We start from the raw sequence: 17,901 nt of genomic DNA, 5'->3' as shown, positions 1-17,901 counted from the left end.
CTCGTCTGGTGTGCGCGAGCACGGGACGGCTTCGTGGAGTCGGGGCTTCTGCTCCCCTGATATCCCACCTGAATCCGCTGTCGACTCACGTTTACGCGCGATTGGAACCCGCTGATGTCCAAGCCTCCCGAGGATCTGCAACTCGTCGTACTCGGAGCGAGTAAGCAGCTCGCAGCTGTCGCGCGGCAACTCGGTTGCCGCCTCATTCACGTCCAGAAGCCGGGAAGCCGCCTAGCGGCATTCATCGAGCCGAACCCGGTGCGGTCGACCCTCTACACGGTCGACTACACCGCGGCCGCACTGCTGGGTTTCGTGGAGCAGGTACTTCGGCCGTTGCAGCCCGATGCCGTTGTCAGCATTCGGGAGGACGGCCTCATCCCCGCGGCCCTCGCCAACGAACACCTGGGACTCGTCGGTACTCCACTCGAAGTGGTGGAGACCCTACGGGACAAGGCGAGCATGCGAGCGTTGCTCGAACTCAAGGCGCCGCACCTGACGCTGCGGGCGTCGGTCCCCGCGAGCACCGCAGAGGCTGTCGCCATCTTTCTCGGCTGGGGTGGCGGACCAGCCATTCTCAAGCCCCGTTCGGGTGCCGGTAGCCAAGGCGTTGTGCTGATCGAGAGCGTCGACGATCTGCGGGCGCAAGGCGATCCGTCCGGCCGGTTGCTCGAGGAGTATCTCCCGGGCCAGGAATACAGCGCCGAGAGCTTCAGCGTCGGCGGCGTCCACCGGATCTTCGCGATCGTCGAGAAGCACATCGGTCCCTCGTTCGTCGAGTTGGCTCATGTGGTACCGGCGCCCTCGCTGGACATCGCGTCGGCACCGGCCGTACAGGGTCAGCTGGTCGAGTTCCTCGACGTCGTGGGTCTCGTCGACGGGCCGGCTCATACCGAGTTCAAACTGACCGGTGACGGTCTCAAGATCATCGAGTCGCACAGTCGGGTCGGCGGTGACGGGATTCCCCACCTGGTCCACCTTGTCACCGGGACAGACCTACTGCGCTGGAGTCTGGGCTGGCCACTTGGTCTGGGCGCGCCTGCTCCCGGGGCTTCCCCCGCCGCAGGTGCCGCCGCAATCGCGTTTGCCACCGCGCCGGAGGGTGTAGTGGAGTCGGTTGTCCTGCCGAGCCTGACATTTCCGGACGCGACGGCAGAGGAGGTGAGGTCGTTCGTCAAGCCGGGAGACAGCGTCGCCGCCTTGACCAGCTCATCGGCGCGAGTCGGCAGTGGGAGTGCTTCCGGGGCTGATGCCTCGTGCGTCCTCGCCGCCGCGCGAGCGCTGGCCGAGGGCATCCGCATCGTCACCCGGCCGGCCGGTGAGTCGATATAAGGCAACCGCTTCTCGTCATCAGCCGCGTCGCGCTGCACGAGAAGATGGTCATCATAGCCGCGCGGCGGGCTCGGCTCGCAACTGGCACACGTCGTCGATACCCTGGCGGCCGCATGCGAGGGGTGGCACGCCATCGGCGCGCCGATGGCGTGCGGTGACTGGACGGGCGAGCTGGTGATCGCGGCCTCCTAGCCCACCGCACCGACGCGGAAGCGCCGGCGATCATCGGGTCGCCGGCGCTTCGGATGTCTTGTCAGTCAGCTGGCGGGGACCTCCTGGCGGCGTTCGCGCATCCACTTCAGCCACCACATCAGGCCTCGGCCGAGGCAGACGAGGGTTGTCGCGAAGAACAGCGTGTAGACGACGTCGAAGACCATCAGTACGCCGTACACGACGCCCACGCTCATACCGAACATGAACTGGTCCCGCGGTTTGGTCGGGGTGGTACCGGGGTCGGTCACCATGTAGTTGGTGAAGAGGAGGAACGCCACCCCGGTCATCGGCAGCAGTGCGGCCCAGAGGGCGACGTCCCAGATCCAGTGCCGCAGCAGGGCCTGGATGACGAACGAACCCAGCCAGCCCAGGATCAGCGGCACCTTCTTGGTCAGGACGGAGTTCAGCACCGTACCGGCGGTCAGCAAGATGATCGGGATCATCAGCCGGAACACGTCGGGGACGTGTTCGGTGAAGTGGTACGGCGGGGAGATGTTGACCCAGGAGAACAGAATCAGCGTCATCGTGATGCCGAAGTTGGACGGATTCATGAAGTGCCGCCAGCGCCCCTTGATCGGCGCGACCAGGACGGCCTTCTGACCGACCGCGATCACCACCGCGAAGGCGATCGGCCAGAACCGGTCGTTCGCGTACAACAGCATGTTGACCGCGAGGGTGGTGATGTAAGCCGGTAGCAGGAAGGTGAACACTCCCCAGGCGCCGTAGCCGGCGAAGGCCGGCCTGGTCCGGCTGGCCCAGCCCGCGATCACCGCGACCACCATCTCCAGGCCCAGACCGATGGCCAGGGCGAACAGCGGCCAGGCCCACGGCTGCTCGAAACCGAGGACGGTGTAGCCCAGGATGTTGAAGACGCTCATCGAGATGGCGAAGTTGCGCAGCGCCAGGTAGCGCGGGTCACGCCCGTCGACTCTCGGCGGAAGGCTGGCTCGCTTGGCCGCGGCAACCTGCAGCGCCGGTGGTACCGGCACCTTCTTGGCAGGTGGCGGGAGGACCGTGGTGGTGGAGAGGAGGTCGCGCCCCTCGCTGGTCGAGACGCTGTCCGTCGTCGTCATTTCGCTGCTACCTCCTTGACCTGGTCGGTCAGCATCAGGTTGTGCCAGCCGGCGCTCAGGTCGACCGTCTGCACGTGGGTGGTCCCGCGGACGTCTCGCCAGCTGATCTCGGCCGAGACCGGTTGTGAGCCCGAGTCCCCCAGACCGAAGAACACATCGAAGCTCCGCTTGCCGGAGTGGCCGCCGCCGCCGTCGAGCTGGGCGATCTGCCGTTGACCGTCGGCGCTGGTCACTACGACTTTGGCGCCGTAGGCCGGCGTACCGACCGGTCCGCCCGCCGCGCCGTCCGTGGCCGGCCGGTACAGACGCAGGCCCAGGAAGTCGCCGCGATCGGTACTGGTGTTGCGGTAGTAGGCCGGTGGGCCCCACTGGCGGGCGATGGCGAACTCCTGCCCGCCGTCGCCATCGGTGTCGGCGACCGCGACACCCCGGGTCGGAGTCTGGTTGTCGAGGCCGAGCTTGGCGCTGAGGTTCACGTACCGGCCGTTGCCGTCGCGGACCCAGAACGCCATCGGCTCGTGCCCGGACAGGTCGTCACCCGGCTCGGCCTTGGGCCACATGTCCGGGTTCTCCAGCAGCAGGTCGTTGCCCATAGCAAGCTCTTGCAGCCAGTTGAACCGGTTGGTGGTGCCCTGGACGAACCCGCAGGCCTGGACGACGGCCAGCTGGCCGCTGTTGTCGAAGTCGGCCATCTTGGCGTCCCAGCCCCAGCCGGTCCAGGCCATGTCGAGCTTGCCGGCCTCGTTGCGGAACGGTGCGATGCCCTTCTCGAGCTCGGCCTTGGCCCCGGCCGTGCTGGTCTGGGTGTTCATCCACACCAGGTTGCTCTCCTCCAGACCCCAGGAGGTGGTGATGTCGCTGACGAACGCATCGAACTGCCCGTTGCCGTTCAGGTCGCCGAACTCGACGCCCATCCCCTTGAACGAGTCGTGCCCGACGACCAGGGACTTGGGCGTGAGCGCGTTCCGCTCCCCCTCCACCAGCGCGAACTTGATGCGGCCCGGGGTCGACCGGTTGTGGAACATCCGGTCCTGCCCGAAGTCGTTGGCCAGGTAGAGCTCCGGCAACAGGTCGCCGTCGAGGTCGGCCGAACTGGAACCCAGCGTCCAGCCGGTGGCGTAGCGGGGATCGATGGCCGGCTGTTCCTGGTAGGAGACCGAGGACGCGGTCGCCCCCGTCCAGCGCAGAACGTGCGCCCCGCCGGCATTGGTGGCCCGGGACATCGAGTGGTTCATCTGGACGTTGGGCTGCCCGTTGGGATCCAGCACGCCGCTTTCCGGGAAGTAGTTGAACACCCCGATATCGGGGTGACCATCACCGTCGAAGTCTGCGACCGCCACGGCGTTGGTGTTCCACTGCCTGCCCTGGTACGTGCCGCCGGGCAGGGTGGGCGGTGCGATCAGCTCGGTGGGCTGGTAGCTGGCCAGGCTCAGCAGGCCCGGCTGGCCGCGGTGCAGGAACACCACGGGGGTACGACCCCAGTAGTAGACCAGCAGGTCGGTCCAGCCGTCGCCGTTGTAGTCACCTGGGACACAGCCCATCGGCGCGATGATGTCCGACATCGGCAGCGGGGCCGGGTTCAGCACGAACGGCTTGTAGTTCTCGCCACCTGACGGGGCCGGCGTGACGATCGCCGCGTCGGACCGCGTGTCGACCAGGCACAGGTCGTTGGCGACACCGTGACCGTCCAGGTCGTTGACGGAGATGGCGGCGCCGACCGACGAGATCCACGACCTGATGTGCTCGTACCGCGGGTTGACCACCCGAACCGACTTGTCCGGAAGGTTGTCCGGCAACGCGATCGGCATTTCGGTGAACCGGAACTGCGAGGCCAGCGCGGTCTGGCTGGCCTCGGAGACCGTCGGTCGCTGAGCCACCACGAACAGCGTGCCGGTCAGGACGATGACGAATAGGGCTGGCGCGAGTCGGCGCACCACGGCTGTTGGGCTAGAACGCATCGGATCCTCGAATCTCGACGGGGTGGCGCCGCTCGACGCCGAAAGGGGGGCGGCCTGTCCTGCGCAGAAATCATGGATGGCTCGCCAGGGCTGGTCTTCTCGCGCGATGCTCAGCTGGTCGCTGCGACGTGGCCGGACTGGACGAAGGCCGCCGAGATCCGTTGCCGCCAGACCTCGTACGCCGGGAGCACACCGTCGGCGGGAAGGTCGGCCATCGTCTCGTCGGTGATCTTCTCCGCCAGCGCCACCGGCTGGCCGCAGAAGATCTGGGTGGCCAGCTCGTTGTGTGGGCAGACCAGGTCGGCCTTGGCCCGAGCGGCGGCCGCAAAGGCGGCGCCCTGGGCCAATTCCGGCCGATACTCCTCGGCGTGATCCCACAGTGCCGTCAGCTCGGCCTCGGTGGCGCCCCCGGCGTAGGTGGCGGCGAGCCCGATCCCGCCGTACAGGTCGGCCCGCCGGCCGCTCGGATAGCGCTCGACCAGGCTGGTCACGACCTCGACATCGGTACCACCGATGAACCACAGAGCCCGGCCGATGCCCTGGTCGGTGGCGCGTGACCCGTAGTCCCGCGCGGTCGCGCCACGCCACGGCACCGATGCGTCCTCGTACAGGTCGTAGACATAGCGCTCGGTGCGGAAGTAGGCCTGGTGGAACCCGTAGCCGTCGAGCACCAGCCAGCGCAGCAACGGATCGGGCGCATGCAAGGTCGACCACCGGATCCGGGGCAGCCGCGCCATCGCCCAGCCGACGCCGACGTAGGCCATGTAGACGTGGTTGGCACCGGCGCCGGCCAGGAATCGTTCGACGTTGCGTCCACCACCGGGGCGCAGGCCGTCGCGGATCGCGAAGGCCATCGCGGCACCCTCATGGGCGAAGCCGCGGAACCGGGTGGGCACGGCCGCCAGCGACGGCTCGGCCGCGGCTGGTACCCGGGCCTCGGCAGCGAATCCGAACCCGTCGAGGAACGTACCGCCGACGCTCTCCAGCAGCTTGCGCGCCTCGGGGTTCTTGACGTGGAATCCGCGGACCTCGAGGCTCGTGGCGGATCGGTTGGGGGTCATGATCTTGCGCCGAAGCGCTCGAAGAGCGTTCATGGGTTCGCTACTCCTCTTGGCCACTAGGCCCGACGGGGTTGGGGACGGTGGATGAGCATGACCAGCAAGGCGATGACGAACGCTGCGGCGACGACAGTGAGCCCGATGCTGAGCGGATCGTCGCCGAAGTGGTCGTGGCCGGCCGCGGCCGGCGGTACCGGCTTGGCGGGGACCGGCGCCGTGGCCGCGAACGACGAGGAAACCTGGAAGCGGTTGGTACCGAAGAAGCTGCGGCCGTCGGCCAGAACCACGTGATAGTCCAGCACGTAGTCGCCGTCCGCTCCGATGGTCACGGGCTCGGTGATGGCCGCACCGGTCGTTACCGGCGCACCCGAACTCACCGGCCGGCCGCGACCGTCGGAGACCTCGATGTGGATCTGCTCGGGGCGCACCGCCGCATCGAAGCTGAGCGACACCTGGCGGGGCGGCTCGCGCAGGGCGGCGCCGTCGGCCGGGTAGACCGACCCCAGGCGGGCGCCGCCGTTCGAGCGCCCGGCGAACATCAGCGCGCCGATCGCGACGACGACGATCGCCCCGGCGACCACCAGGAATCGTGCCCACCAGGTGGATCGGGTCATGGCCGTCAGACCGTGACTCGCTCGCGCGCACACGTGCACGCGGTCAAGTCCCGCTCAGCTTCCTTGGGCCGCAGGTGGTAGTACATGGCGAAGACCATCGGAACGAAGACGATGGTGTTGTAGAACAGGTGCAGCTCCACCCGCGGGTAGAACTGCTGCAGGATGCTGGTCGGCACCGCGCCGCCGAACAGGAAGTGGTGCGTCTGCGCCTGGATCAGCAGCAGCAGGTGCTCGATGTGGTGCCAGAACTGGATCACCAGAGCCACCGTCCACCACGTCTTGGCACGCCCGGCGAACCCGTTGCGCAGCAGGAACAGGCCGATCAGCATCACGATCGCGTAGCCGTAGTGCAGAGCCTCTGACGAGACCAGCCACGGGAAGTACTGGCCGAGAACTCCGCGCGCCTGCGGCCGCGGCCGATCGAGAATCCAGATCTGCGCGGCCTGCACCAGGTGCTCGGCCCAGTGGGCCAGCACGATGAACATGAACACCCCAAGGGCAAGGCGATGCCCGGCCCCGTTGACCCAGCTGACCGCTCGTCGGTCGTTTAACGCGATCGTGGCCACAAGCCCCTCCGTAACCATCGTGGAATACGCCTGACGGCGTCGTTCCACGATGGGACGTGACCGGCTCCAGCTCACCTCGCAAAGTGCCCTACCTCAGGACGAGCCCGGATGGACGCCGAGGTCAGTGCTCGTCGCCTGGTACTACGAGGCCGCACTCGTAGGCGAAGACGACGGCCTGGACGCGGTCGCGGAGGCCCAGCTTGAGGAGGACGCGGGAGACGTGGGTCTTGACCGTCGCCTCGCCGACGAACAACGACGTGGCGATCTCGGTGTTCGTCAGGCCACGGGCGATCAGGCCCAGTACTTCGCGTTCGCGTTCGGTCAGGGCGGCGACCAGGTCGGGGCGGTAGATGCGGTCGCCGCCGCCGGCGAATCGCTTGATGACGCGGCGGGTGACCTCCGGGGCCAGCAGCGCGTGGCCGGAGTGGACGACCTGGATGGCCTCGACCAGGTCCTCCGGAGCCGTGTTCTTCAGCAGGAACCCGCTGGCGCCCGCGCCGAGCGACTCGAACAGGTAGTCGTCGCGGTCGAACGTGGTCAGGATGATCACCTTGCCCGCGTCGGCCGAGACGATCCGCTGGGTCGCCGCGATGCCGTCGAGGCCGGGCATCTGGACGTCCATCAAGACGACGTCCGGCCGCAGCTCGAGCGCGAGCTCGACCGCCTGCTCGCCGTCGGACGCCTCGCCGACCACCTGGATGTCCGGCTCGACCGACAGGATCATCCGGAATCCCGCCCGGACCAGGTCCTGGTCGTCGACGAGCAGGACGCGCATCGGCGTACTGGCCTCAGTCATGCTTGCGGTTCTCCTTCGGGCAGTGCTGGCTTTGAGGGGGCGGGCGCGGGCTGCAACGGGATCCGGACCCGGACCCGGAAGCCACCCACCGGGCGGGGACCGATCTCGCTCTCGCCACCGAGCAGGCCGACCCTCTCACGGATGCCGACATGGCCCAGCCGGCTGCCGACCATCGCGTGTTTGGGGCGTCCGTCGTCGATCACCTCGAGCTCGACCGCGGTGTCAGCCAGATAGCGCAGGGTGACGTGCGCATTCCGGGCGGTCGAGTGCTTGCGCACGTTCGTCAGCGCCTCCTGCGCGATCCGGTAGACCGAGACCGAGATCGTCTCCGGCAACTTCACCGGCTGGCCGATCTGGTGGAACCCGACCGACAGCCCCTCGACGTTCGCCGTCGAGACCAGCGCCGGCAACCGGTCCGCACCCGCCTGCGGAGCCTTCCCGGCCGGTACGCCGAGGTCGTCGTCCAGGTCCGGATCGGCGGCGCGCAGCATGCCGAGCAGCTGCCGCATCTCGTTGACCGCGGTCCGGCTGGAGTTCTCGATCACGCTGAGCGCGTTCTTGGCCGCCTCCGGATCGGAGTCCATCACCCGGCGGGCGCCCCCGGCCTGGATGCCGATGCTGCTGATGTGGTGCGCGACCACATCGTGCAGCTCGCGGGAGATCCGCAGCCGCTCGTCGATCACGGCCCGGCGCGCGTTCGCCTGCTGCTGGGTGGCCAGCTCGACGGCCTGTTGCTCGAGCACATCGCGCTGCCGGGCGACGCCCCACGCGGTCCGGCCCCAGAAGTAGGCGCCGAAGAAGTAGAGGACGTTGAGCGCGAAGTTCAGCAGGACGAAGGACACGTACGGCGAGAACATGCCCCCGCCCGGCCCCTTGATCGTGTCGTCGGCCAGCGCCTTGACGAAGCCGTACGCCAGCCAGGCGAACATGCCCACGAATACGACGACCATCGCGAGCTTCATCCGGCGCCGGTCCCGCGCCCACGCGGTGGCCGCGTAGATGGCCATGAACTGCGTGGCCTGGGTGACCAGGTTGCCCGCGAAGGCGAAGGTGTTCCACTCGCCGTTGACGAAGAACAGCACCGAGACGGCGAAGAGCACGGTCAGTGGGTAACGCCGCCGCAAACACAGGGGCAGCGCCGCGGCCGCACTCAGCACGTAGGCCCCGACCCCGCCGAACCCCAGATCGACCGGGAAGCCCGAGGTGCTGCGGGCCAGGTCGGTCCCGACCAACCCCGCCACGGCCATTCCGAGGCCGAGCACCACGTCCTGGCGGATCTGCCGACGGGTCGGCCCGGGGCGGCGCCAGTCGGTGGCGTTCGTCACAGGCTGCGACGCCTCCGCCGGGGCGGAGCGCAGTACAGGTGGGGGTGACGGGGTGGACATGGTTGCCCAGCCTACGGGTGGGCCCGCTGGGTCTCCGGGAGCGCCGCGTACTCTGGTCGGCGTGACGATCGCCCCAGAAGGACGGAAGCTGCTCAGACTCGAAGTGCGCAACGCGGAGACCCCGATCGAGCGCAAACCCGAGTGGATCAAGACGCGCGCCAAGATGGGCCCGGAGTACCAGAAGCTGCAGAAACTGGTGAAATCCGAGGACCTGCACACGGTGTGTCAGGAAGCCGGCTGTCCCAACATCTTCGAATGCTGGGAAGACCGTGAAGCGACCTTCCTGATCGGCGGCGACCAGTGCACCCGGCGCTGTGACTTCTGCCAGATCGACACCGGCAAGCCGGAGGACCTGGACCGCGACGAGCCGCGCCGGGTCGCCGAGTCCGTCGTCAAGATGGGCCTGCGCTACGCGACCGTGACGGGTGTTGCCCGTGACGACCTCGAGGACGGCGGCGCCTGGCTGTACGCCGAGACGATCCGGCAGATCCACGCGCTGAACCCCGGTACCGGCGTGGAGATGCTCGCGCCGGACTTCAACGCCGTACCGGAGCAGCTGGCCGAGGTGTTCTCGTCCCGCCCCGAGGTGTTCGCGCACAACATCGAGACGGTGCCGCGGATCTTCCGCCGGATCCGGCCGGGCTTCCGCTACGAGCGCTCGCTCGACGTGATCACCCAGGCCCGCGACTACGGCCTGGTGACCAAGTCCAACCTGATCCTCGGCATGGGCGAGACGCGCGAGGAGGTCAGCCAGGCGCTGACCGACCTGCACGAGGCCGGCTGCGAGATCATCACCATCACCCAGTACCTGCGCCCGTCCCTGCGGCACCACCCGGTCGAGCGCTGGGTGCGGCCGGAGGAGTTCGACGAGATGAAGGAGGAGGCCGAGGAGATCGGCTTCGCCGGAGTCATGTCGGGTCCGCTCGTGCGTTCGTCGTACCGGGCCGGTCGGCTGTACCGTCAGGCTGTGGAGTCGCGGATGACCTCCGCGACCCGTCAGGATGCTTAGGACCGACCGCAGACATCACAGACAAAGGTAGAGATGGCCAAGAACGACGCGCCCGCCGAGAAGACCAGCCGGCTCAAGCAGATCCGGTCGGCGTACCAGCTGACCAAGAAGTCCGACCCGCGGATCGGACTGATCCTCGCCGGGATCTTCCTCGGCGTGCTCGTCATCTTCGTGGCCGGCGGCCTGTTCATCGGTCCGCTGATGATCTGGATCCCGCTGGGCGTCGCGCTCGGCTTCCTGGCCACCACGATCATCTTCGGCCGCCGGGTCGAGAAGGCGGCGTACAGCCAGATCGAGGGCCAGGCCGGTGCGGCCGCCTCGGCGCTGCAGACGCTGCGCCGCGGCTGGAACGTGACGCCGGCCATCGCAGTCACCAAGAACGCCGACATCGTGCACCGCGTCGTCGGCCGGCCGGGCATCGTGCTCGTCGGTGAGGGCCAGGCGAGCCGGGTGAAGAACCTGCTCGCCGCCGAGGGCAAGAAGCACAACCGGGTCGCGGGCGGTGCGCCGGTGATCCAGATCATGGCCGGTCAGGGCGAGGGTGAGATCGACATCCGCAAGCTGACCAAGCACGTGATGAAGCTTCCGCAGGCGCTGCAACCGTCCGAGATCACCGATCTGCTCCAGCGGCTGAAGGCGCTCGACGCCGTCCGTCCGCAGGTTCCGATGCCGAAAGGCCCGGTGCCGACCAGCATGAAGGGCGCCCGGCAGGCCATGAAGGGCCGCTGAACGACACCGTTGCCGTAACGCGACAGGCTCTTGCTGCGTTTCCCTGGCGTGAGGACTTTCTGTGCCTCGTGTCGCGCCCGCAGGTCGGCTACCGGCCTTAGGGTGCGACCAGGGACGGGATCAGAACCAGGGGTAGCCAGATGACGGATCTTTACACCGCTGTGCACGAGCCTGCGGTGGAGACGTGGCCTTCGCTCGCGCCGCCACGCTCCAACCCGGTACGCCGGGCCGGCGCGAACGCCGCGTTGCGCTTCATCGCGCGCGATCTGCCGGCCACGATCACCTTGGACAACCGCAGCTACGGCCTGGGCGGCCCGGCGATGCTGGTGCACCGCACCGGCCCTTTCCTCGACCGGCTCGGCCACGACGCCGGCTCCGGCTTCGGCGAGGCCTACCTGGCCGGCGACTGGGACACGGAGCCGGGGACAGACCTGGCCGACCTGCTGCTGCCGTTCGCTGAGCGGTTCAACTCCGAGCAGGATCGGCACCTGCTGCCGAAGTGGGCGCAGTCCCTGCGCTGGCTGGTGACGCGGACGCAGCCTGGCGACCAGGAGAACGACCGGGCCGGCGCCCGGGAGAACGTCAGCCGCCACTACGACCTGAGCAACGCGATGTTCTCGGAGTTCCTCGACCCGTCGCTGACCTACTCGGCGGCGCTGTTCGACCAGCAACCCGAGTCGGACCTCGCCACGGCGTCGTACGACGAGCTCTCCGCAGCCCAGCTCCGCAAGCTCGACGCGATCCTGGACGCGGCCGGTGTGACGTCGGGCTCGCGGGTGCTCGACATCGGCTGCGGGTGGGCCAGCCTGGCGATCCGTGCCGCCCAGCGGGGCGCGTGGGTGACGGCGATCACAATCGCGTCGCAGCAGGCGCTCCTCGCCCAGCGGCGAATCGCCGACGCCGGTGTGAGCGACCGCGTTCAGGTCGCGCTGCGTGACTACCGCGACCAGATCGGCGTCTTCGACGCGGTCCTCAGCGTGGAGATGATCGAGGCGGTCGGCGAGAAGTACTGGCCGGTGTACTTCAACGCGATCGAGCGCCGGCTCGCGCCGGGCGGCAAGGCCGTCATCCAGGCGATCGTGATGCCGCACGACCGGATGCTCGCCACCCGCAACACCTTCACCTGGGTGCAGAAGTACATCTTCCCGGGCGGCCTGATCCCGTCGGTCGACGTGATCGAGCAGGTCACCGCGCAGCACACCGGCCTGCAGGTCGAGGTGCTCCGGCACATGGGTCTCGACTACGCCCGCACCCTGCGGGTCTGGCGCAACCGCTTCATCGAACGCTGGCCGGCCATCGCCGACCTCGGCTTCGACCCGACCTTCCGGCGGATGTGGGAGTTCTACCTCGCGTACTCCGAAGCGGGCTTCCGGGCCGGCTACCTGGACGACGTGCAAATCCTGCTCACCAAGCGATTCGGCTGACCTAGCGTCGTACGACGATCGTGCCCGCGGCGAGGTCGTGCAGGCCGCGGTGCTCCTTGTCGAAGATGACGGCCGGGAGGACCAGGCAGAGCAGGAGGCTACGGATCGCGCCGCCCAGCAGCCCGACCTGCGCGGCATACCCCTGGCCGCCGGCCTTCGTCTTGAGCAGGCGCAGCCCCAGCAGCCGGTGGCCGATGGTCGCACCGGCCAGCCCGGTCAGGATCGCTGACATGGCGAAGAAGATGACCAGCTGGGCGGTGTTGAAGTCGTTGCCCCCGGCCCAGATCGGTTTGCCGACCACCGCGGAGGCGATCAGGCCGGCGACCAGCCAGTCGGCGAACAGCGCGGCGAAGCGGCGGCCCCACCCCGCGACCGAGCCCGGGCCCTCCTCGGGCAGCCCGAGCCGATTGCCCGGATATCGGAACTCCTCGGTGGGTCCTGCCCCGGATTGCGCAGATGATGCCATGATGACCAGGCTAGCGATGCGGTTGAGGATCTCACTCCCCTACCCGCCGCAACCAGTGGGTCAGCGCGGACGCGCTGGGCGTAACATCCGCGAAACATTGAGGTCACGACCGAGTAATCGGCAGGGCCTACGTTCAGATGAATCTCTGAGCCACCCCGAGGAGTATGTATGTTTTCCAGCGCTGAGGAGCTGCTCGCCTACGTCAAGGACGAGGGCGTCGTATTCATCGATGTCCGGTTCTGTGACCTGCCGGGCACCATGCAGCACTTCACCGTCCCGGTCGGATCGTTCGGTCCCGAGGTCTTCGAGGACGGTCTCCAGTTCGACGGTTCGTCGATCCGGGGCTTCCAGCAGATCCACGAGTCGGACATGTCCTTGCTGCCCGACCCGACCACCGCGTACCTGGACCCGTTCCGCGCGGACAAGACGCTGATCGTCAACTTCTTCGTGCACGACCCGCTCACCGGCGAGGCCTACTCCCGCGACCCGCGCAACATCGCGCGTAAGGCGCAGGAGTACCTGAAGTCGACCGGCATCGCCGACACCGCCTTCTTCGCGCCGGAGGCCGAGTTCTACGTCTTCGACGACGTTCGCTTCGAGACGAAGCAGAACGAGAGCTACTACCACATCGACTCCGTCGCCGGCGCCTGGAACACCGGCCGCGTCGAGGAGGGTGGCAACCGGGGCTACAAGGTCCGGTACAAGGGCGGTTACTTCCCCGCCCCGCCGGTCGACCACTTCGCCGACCTGCGCAACGACATGACCAAGCACCTCGAGGCCAGCGGGCTGACCGTCGAGCGCGCGCACCACGAGGTCGGCACGGCGGGCCAGGCGGAGATCAACTACCGCTTCGACACGCTGCTGACCGCGGCCGACGACGCGATGAAGTTCAAGTACATCATCAAGAACACCGCCTGGGAGGCCGGCAAGACCGCGACCTTCATGCCGAAGCCGATCTTCGGCGACAACGGCTCGGGTATGCACTGCCACCAGTCGCTGTGGGCCAACGGCCAGCCGCTGTTCTACGACGAGTCCGGCTACGGCGGCCTGTCCGACATGGCCCGCTGGTACATCGGCGGCATCCTGAAGCACGCGCCGTCGCTGCTCGCCTTCACCAACCCGACGGTGAACTCGTACCACCGGCTGGTGCCGGGCTTCGAGGCGCCGGTGAACCTGGTCTACTCGCAGCGCAACCGGTCCGCCTGCATCCGGATCCCGATCACCGGCTCGAACCCGAAGGCCAAGCGGATCGAGTTCCGCTGCCCCGACCCGTCGGCCAACCCGTACCTGGCCTTCGCGGCCCAGCTGCTGGCCGGCCTCGACGGTATCCGCAACAAGATCGAGCCCGCGGACCCGATCGACAAGGACCTGTACGAGCTGCCCCCGGAGGAGCACGCCTCGGTCAGCCAGGTCCCCACCTCGCTCCCGGCCGTGATCGACGCCCTCGAAGCCGACCACGACTTCCTGCTCGAGGGTGACGTGTTCACCGCCGACCTGATCGAAACCTGGATCGACTTCAAGCGCGAGAACGAGATCGCCCCGATCGCCCTCCGCCCCCACCCGCACGAGTTCGAGCTGTACTACGACGTCTGATCGTCACGCAGTACCAGGCCAACGGCCGGCTCCTTCGAGGAGCCGGCCGTTGGTCGTTCTACGCCGCTGACTACCCGGAACCGCTGATGCCCAGCAGGTATCACAGGCGGCGTAAGAGGTCTTGGACGACAGTGTGCTTTGCGATCCACAGTGGATGGCGGCGGCGGAATCGCTGCTGAACCAGATCCGTGGAGGTCGCGTTATGGCAAGGGTGCTGATCACCGGGTCCGCCGAGGGCCTCGGTCTGATGGCCGGCCAACTGCTCGTCAAGCAGGGACATTCCGTCACTCTGCATGCCCGCAACGATCGGCGCGCAGAGGATGCCCGGGCCGAGCTGCCGGGTGCCGACGGGGTGCTCGTCGGCGACCTGCTGTCCATCAACGGGATCCGTTCGGTCGCCGAGCAGGCCAACGACGCGGGCCGGTTCGACGCCGTGCTCCACAACGTCGGTATCGGCTACCGAGAGCCTCGCCGCATCGAGACCGATGACGGGCTGTCCCACCTGTTCACGGTCAACGTGCTGGCTCCCTACCTGTTGACCGCACTGATCACCCCGCCTCGGCGGCTGGTGTACCTGAGTTCGGGGATGGCTCGCGGCGGGAACGTCGATCTGCGTGATCCCCAGTGGGCCCTGCGCCGCTGGAACGGATCGCAGGCCTACAGCGACAGCAAACTGTTCGACCTGCTGCTGGCGTTCGGCGTCGCGCGGAGATGGCCGCAGGTGATGTCGAACTCGGTGGAACCGGGTTGGGTGCCGACCAGGATGGGTGGGCCAGGGGCACCCGATGACCTCCACCTGGCACCAGTCACCCAGGCGTGGCTCGCGGTCAGCGACGACGCCGCCGCCACGGTCACCGCCAAGCACTTCTACCACCAGCGACAACGACCGGTCCCGGCTGAAGCCCATGACGCCGCCGCACAGGACGCGCTCCTGACCTACTGCGCCGACCTGACCAACGTACAGATCCCTGACCCGCTTTGACCGCGGTCGCCGACACCGTGCCACGTGTGAATACGAACGGAGCAACCGACATGTCCGAGGAAATCCTGATCACCGACGGCCACCTCGTCACAGTCGACGACGCGCTCGGCGATCTGCCCAGAGGTGATATCCGCGTACGGGACGGCATCATCGTCGAGATCGGTACCGACCTGCGCCCAGGGGCAGCGACCGAGATCGTGAATGCACGCGGCCGCCTGATCATCCCTGGCCTGATCGATACCCACCGGCATGTTTGGCAGGGCGCGATCGCCGGTTTCACACCGCAGATGACCGGCTACGGCTATGGACCGGCTGTGCTGACGGGCATCGCTCTCAAACACACCCCGGCCGACATCTACGCCGGAACGTTGTGGGGCGCGCTGCAAGCGCTGGACGCGGGCATCACGACGATCGGCGACTGGGCGCATGCCCTGCAGTCGGCCGAGCACGCCGACGCCGACCTGCGCGGCCTACAGCAGTCCGGCATCCGCGGCTTTTTCTTCTATGGTGGGCCTGGCCCGGCCAGCGACGACCCGAACCCACCGCACCCGGTGGACGCGCGCCGCATGCGCGACGAGTACTTCCCCGGCAACAGCGCCAACGGACGGCTGCGGATGGGCATGGCGCTGCGCGGGCCGTGCTTCACCACCGCCGAGCGTAACGTCAAGGACTTCGCCTTCGCCCGCGAACTCGGTCTGCCGATCTCCATTCACGTCGGCATGGCCGGCACTGCCGACGCTGTCACCACCCTGCAGCAGGATGGGCTACTCGGCCCCGACATCAACTACACCCACTGCAATCAGCTCACCGAGAACGAACTGGACCTGATCGCCGGTTCCGGTGGCACTGTCACCATCACCCCCAGCACCGACATGCTGATGCAGTTCGGCACCTACCCGGCGACCGGGCGCGCCCTCGACCGCGGCATCGTGTCCGGCTTCGGAGTCGACACGATCTGCAGCGCCGGTACCGACCTGTTCTCCGAGATGCGGCTGGCGCTGGCCGCGGAACGGTCCCGGGCGAACAACGAGGCCCTGGCCCGCAACGAGCAAGTCCACGAGGTCGCGCTGCACCAGCGGGACATGCTGCGGTTGGCCACCCTCGGCGGCGCCCAGGTCCTCGGCCTCGCCGACGAGACCGGCACGCTCACCCCCGGCAAGCAGGCCGACATCACCATCGTGGACATGCGGTCCCCGCACCTGGACGGCTTCGGCGACCCGGTGGCGATGCTCGGACTCGGCGCAGGCCCCGCCGACGTCGAGACCGTCCTGGTGGCTGGCGAGTTCGTCAAGCGCGACGGAGCCCTTGTCGGCGCGCACGTGGCGAAGGCTCGGGAGTTGATGCACGAGACGCAGGAGCGGCTCCGCACGGCTGACCGGTGACTACTGGGCGCACGAAGGTCCAACCGCCTGATGAGACAGGCAAAGTGTAGTGAGTTGATTGGCTTAGATTTCTTTGTCATGACCCTTCTCTGGTACATCCCGAATCAGGTCGAACCCGGGCACCGGGGTGACGACGCCGTGCAGGATCACAACAGCTTGGATCGGCTGACGGAGTTGGCCAAGCTCACTGAGGATCATGGCTGGGGTGGTGCGTTGCTCGGGACCGGGTGGGGGCGGCCTGACACTCTCACGGTGGCGACGGCGCTTGCTGCTCGGACGAAGAGTTTTCAGCCGTTGGTGGCCATTCGGCCGGGGTACTGGCATCCCGCGCACTTCGCATCGGCGTCGACGACATTGGATCAGTTGTCGGGTGGGCGGTTGCTGATCAACATCGTGTCCGGCCAGGACAACCTGGCGGCGTACGGGGACAGTGAGGGCGACCAGGCCCAGCGATACGCGCGTACAAAGGAGTTCCTGCAGCTCGTACGGCGTCTGTGGACCGAGGAGGACGTCACCTTCAGCGGCGAACACTTCTCCGTCACCGGATCGACCGTCGCCACCCGCCCGGTCTCACGTGAGGGACGGCCACACCCACGCCTGTACTTCGGTGGCGCCTCCCCCGCCGCTGAGCGGGTCGCCGCGACCGACGCCGACGTGCAACTCTTCTGGGGCGAACCGCTGGAGGGCGTCGCCGAGCGCATCGACCGCCTGAAAGGCCTGCAAGCCGAGCTCGGCCGCGAACACGCGCCGCTCGAATTCGGTCTGCGCATCACCACCCTCGTCCGCGACACCACCGACCAGGCCTGGGCCGACGCGGAGGCCAAGGTCGCCAAGATGGCCGAGTCCACCACCTACCGCGACGAGCGCCGCTTCAAGGCCGTCGGCCAGCAACGCCTGCTGGAGCTCGCCGATCGCGGCGAGGTCCTCGACGAGATCCTCTACACCGCCCCCGGCAAGTACGGCGGCGGAGGAGCCGGCACCACCTGGCTCGTCGGCTCCGCGCAAGACGTCGCCAAGGCCCTCCGCAAATACCAGGACCTCGGCATCACCCACTTCATCCTCAGCGACACCCCATACCGCGAGGAGATCACCCGCATCGGCGACCAACTCCTGCCACTACTCGCCGGCAACAGCTGACAAACCCATCGCATCAGTCTGGCGGTACTGCGGGCGCTCGGCAACTGTCCCGACCGACAGGACATAGTGCCCAGAACCCGGCCTCGCGGGCTGCCCGCGAGCGTGAACTTCGGACGCCGGCCCGACTATGTCCTGTCTGTCGGGACGCAGTCGCCGCATCCCGATCTGGCAATGTCGCTCGACTGTA

16 protein-coding genes are annotated in these 17,901 nt (G+C 67.9%); 8 read left to right on the top strand and 8 right to left on the bottom strand.

Annotated elements, in window-relative coordinates; genetic code table 11:
- Positions 1 to 114 precede the first annotated feature (114 nt).
- Positions 115 to 1,329, top strand: coding sequence for an ATP-grasp domain-containing protein (locus tag G3I17_RS18170; RefSeq protein ID WP_164597707.1), 1,215 nt, complete (start codon positions 115 to 117; stop codon positions 1,327 to 1,329).
- A 257-nt stretch (positions 1,330 to 1,586) separates the two neighbouring features.
- Here the strand turns inward: G3I17_RS18170 and G3I17_RS18165 are convergent, their stop codons facing one another.
- The 7 genes from G3I17_RS18165 to G3I17_RS18135 all read right to left on the bottom strand — a co-directional run bounded on the left by G3I17_RS18165 (position 1,587) and on the right by G3I17_RS18135 (position 8,992).
- Positions 1,587 to 2,615 carry an enediyne biosynthesis protein gene (locus tag G3I17_RS18165; RefSeq protein ID WP_203590386.1) on the bottom strand — a complete coding sequence of 343 codons (1,029 nt, stop codon included), beginning with the start codon at positions 2,613 to 2,615 and terminating at the stop codon, positions 1,587 to 1,589.
- Positions 2,612 to 4,552, bottom strand: coding sequence for a CRTAC1 family protein (locus tag G3I17_RS18160; protein WP_203590385.1), 1,941 nt, complete (start codon positions 4,550 to 4,552; stop codon positions 2,612 to 2,614). The genes G3I17_RS18165 and G3I17_RS18160 overlap by 4 nt, the downstream gene beginning before the upstream one ends.
- 131 nt (positions 4,553 to 4,683) lie before the next feature.
- Complete coding sequence (locus G3I17_RS18155) at positions 4,684 to 5,667, bottom strand: DUF1702 family protein (RefSeq protein WP_164597703.1); 984 nt, start codon at positions 5,665 to 5,667, stop codon at positions 4,684 to 4,686.
- 23 nt (positions 5,668 to 5,690) lie between these two features.
- Entirely contained in the window at positions 5,691 to 6,245 is a 555-nt protein-coding gene (locus G3I17_RS18150; RefSeq protein WP_164597702.1) for a copper resistance CopC family protein, read from the bottom strand.
- Positions 6,246 to 6,250: 5 nt separating this feature from the next.
- On the bottom strand, positions 6,251 to 6,811 hold the full coding sequence (locus G3I17_RS18145; protein WP_203590384.1) for a hypothetical protein: 561 nt from the start codon (positions 6,809 to 6,811) through the stop codon (positions 6,251 to 6,253).
- 121 nt (positions 6,812 to 6,932) lie between these two features.
- Complete coding sequence (locus tag G3I17_RS18140) at positions 6,933 to 7,607, bottom strand: response regulator transcription factor (protein WP_164597700.1); 675 nt, start codon at positions 7,605 to 7,607, stop codon at positions 6,933 to 6,935.
- Positions 7,604 to 8,992 (bottom strand): sensor histidine kinase, encoded by a 1,389-nt coding sequence (locus tag G3I17_RS18135; RefSeq protein WP_164597697.1) that lies wholly within the window; start codon positions 8,990 to 8,992, stop codon positions 7,604 to 7,606. The genes G3I17_RS18140 and G3I17_RS18135 overlap by 4 nt, the downstream gene beginning before the upstream one ends.
- A gap of 61 nt (positions 8,993 to 9,053) precedes the next feature.
- On the opposite strand from G3I17_RS18135, the gene lipA reads away from it, so the two are divergent.
- The 3 genes from lipA (at position 9,054) to G3I17_RS18120 (ending at position 12,154) form a co-directional block, all read left to right on the top strand.
- On the top strand, positions 9,054 to 10,001 hold the full coding sequence (gene lipA, locus G3I17_RS18130) for a lipoyl synthase (RefSeq protein ID WP_164597695.1): 948 nt from the start codon (positions 9,054 to 9,056) through the stop codon (positions 9,999 to 10,001).
- A 33-nt stretch (positions 10,002 to 10,034) separates the two neighbouring features.
- Positions 10,035 to 10,730 carry a DUF4191 domain-containing protein gene (locus G3I17_RS18125; protein ID WP_164597693.1) on the top strand — a complete coding sequence of 232 codons (696 nt, stop codon included), beginning with the start codon at positions 10,035 to 10,037 and terminating at the stop codon, positions 10,728 to 10,730.
- Positions 10,731 to 10,870: 140 nt separating this feature from the next.
- Positions 10,871 to 12,154, top strand: a complete 1,284-nt coding sequence (locus tag G3I17_RS18120) for a cyclopropane-fatty-acyl-phospholipid synthase family protein (protein WP_164597691.1) — start codon at positions 10,871 to 10,873, stop codon at positions 12,152 to 12,154.
- A 1-nt stretch (position 12,155) separates the two neighbouring features.
- Here G3I17_RS18120 and G3I17_RS18115 read toward each other — a convergent pair whose 3' ends face one another.
- Positions 12,156 to 12,620 carry an RDD family protein gene (locus G3I17_RS18115; protein ID WP_164597689.1) on the bottom strand — a complete coding sequence of 155 codons (465 nt, stop codon included), beginning with the start codon at positions 12,618 to 12,620 and terminating at the stop codon, positions 12,156 to 12,158.
- A gap of 168 nt (positions 12,621 to 12,788) precedes the next feature.
- Here G3I17_RS18115 and glnA point away from each other — a divergent pair, with 168 nt between their 5' ends.
- The 4 genes from glnA (at position 12,789) to G3I17_RS18095 (ending at position 17,714) form a co-directional block, all read left to right on the top strand.
- Positions 12,789 to 14,213: a type I glutamate--ammonia ligase gene (glnA, locus tag G3I17_RS18110; protein WP_164597687.1), complete on the top strand. Its 1,425-nt coding sequence runs from the start codon at positions 12,789 to 12,791 to the stop codon at positions 14,211 to 14,213.
- Between the two features lie 202 nt (positions 14,214 to 14,415).
- Positions 14,416 to 15,195 carry an SDR family NAD(P)-dependent oxidoreductase gene (locus G3I17_RS18105; RefSeq protein WP_164597685.1) on the top strand — a complete coding sequence of 260 codons (780 nt, stop codon included), beginning with the start codon at positions 14,416 to 14,418 and terminating at the stop codon, positions 15,193 to 15,195.
- Positions 15,196 to 15,245: 50 nt separating this feature from the next.
- Positions 15,246 to 16,577, top strand: a complete 1,332-nt coding sequence (locus G3I17_RS18100; RefSeq protein ID WP_164597683.1) for an amidohydrolase family protein — start codon at positions 15,246 to 15,248, stop codon at positions 16,575 to 16,577.
- 78 nt (positions 16,578 to 16,655) lie between these two features.
- Positions 16,656 to 17,714, top strand: coding sequence for an LLM class flavin-dependent oxidoreductase (locus tag G3I17_RS18095; protein ID WP_164597680.1), 1,059 nt, complete (start codon positions 16,656 to 16,658; stop codon positions 17,712 to 17,714).
- The last annotated feature ends 187 nt before the right edge of the window (positions 17,715 to 17,901 follow it).

The organism is Streptomyces sp. SID13031 (assembly GCF_010548305.1).
Classification (GTDB): domain Bacteria; phylum Actinomycetota; class Actinomycetes; order Propionibacteriales; family Kribbellaceae; genus Kribbella.
The sequence above is the reverse complement of the archived record's forward strand: the minus strand, read 5'-3'. Positions and strand labels throughout refer to the sequence as shown.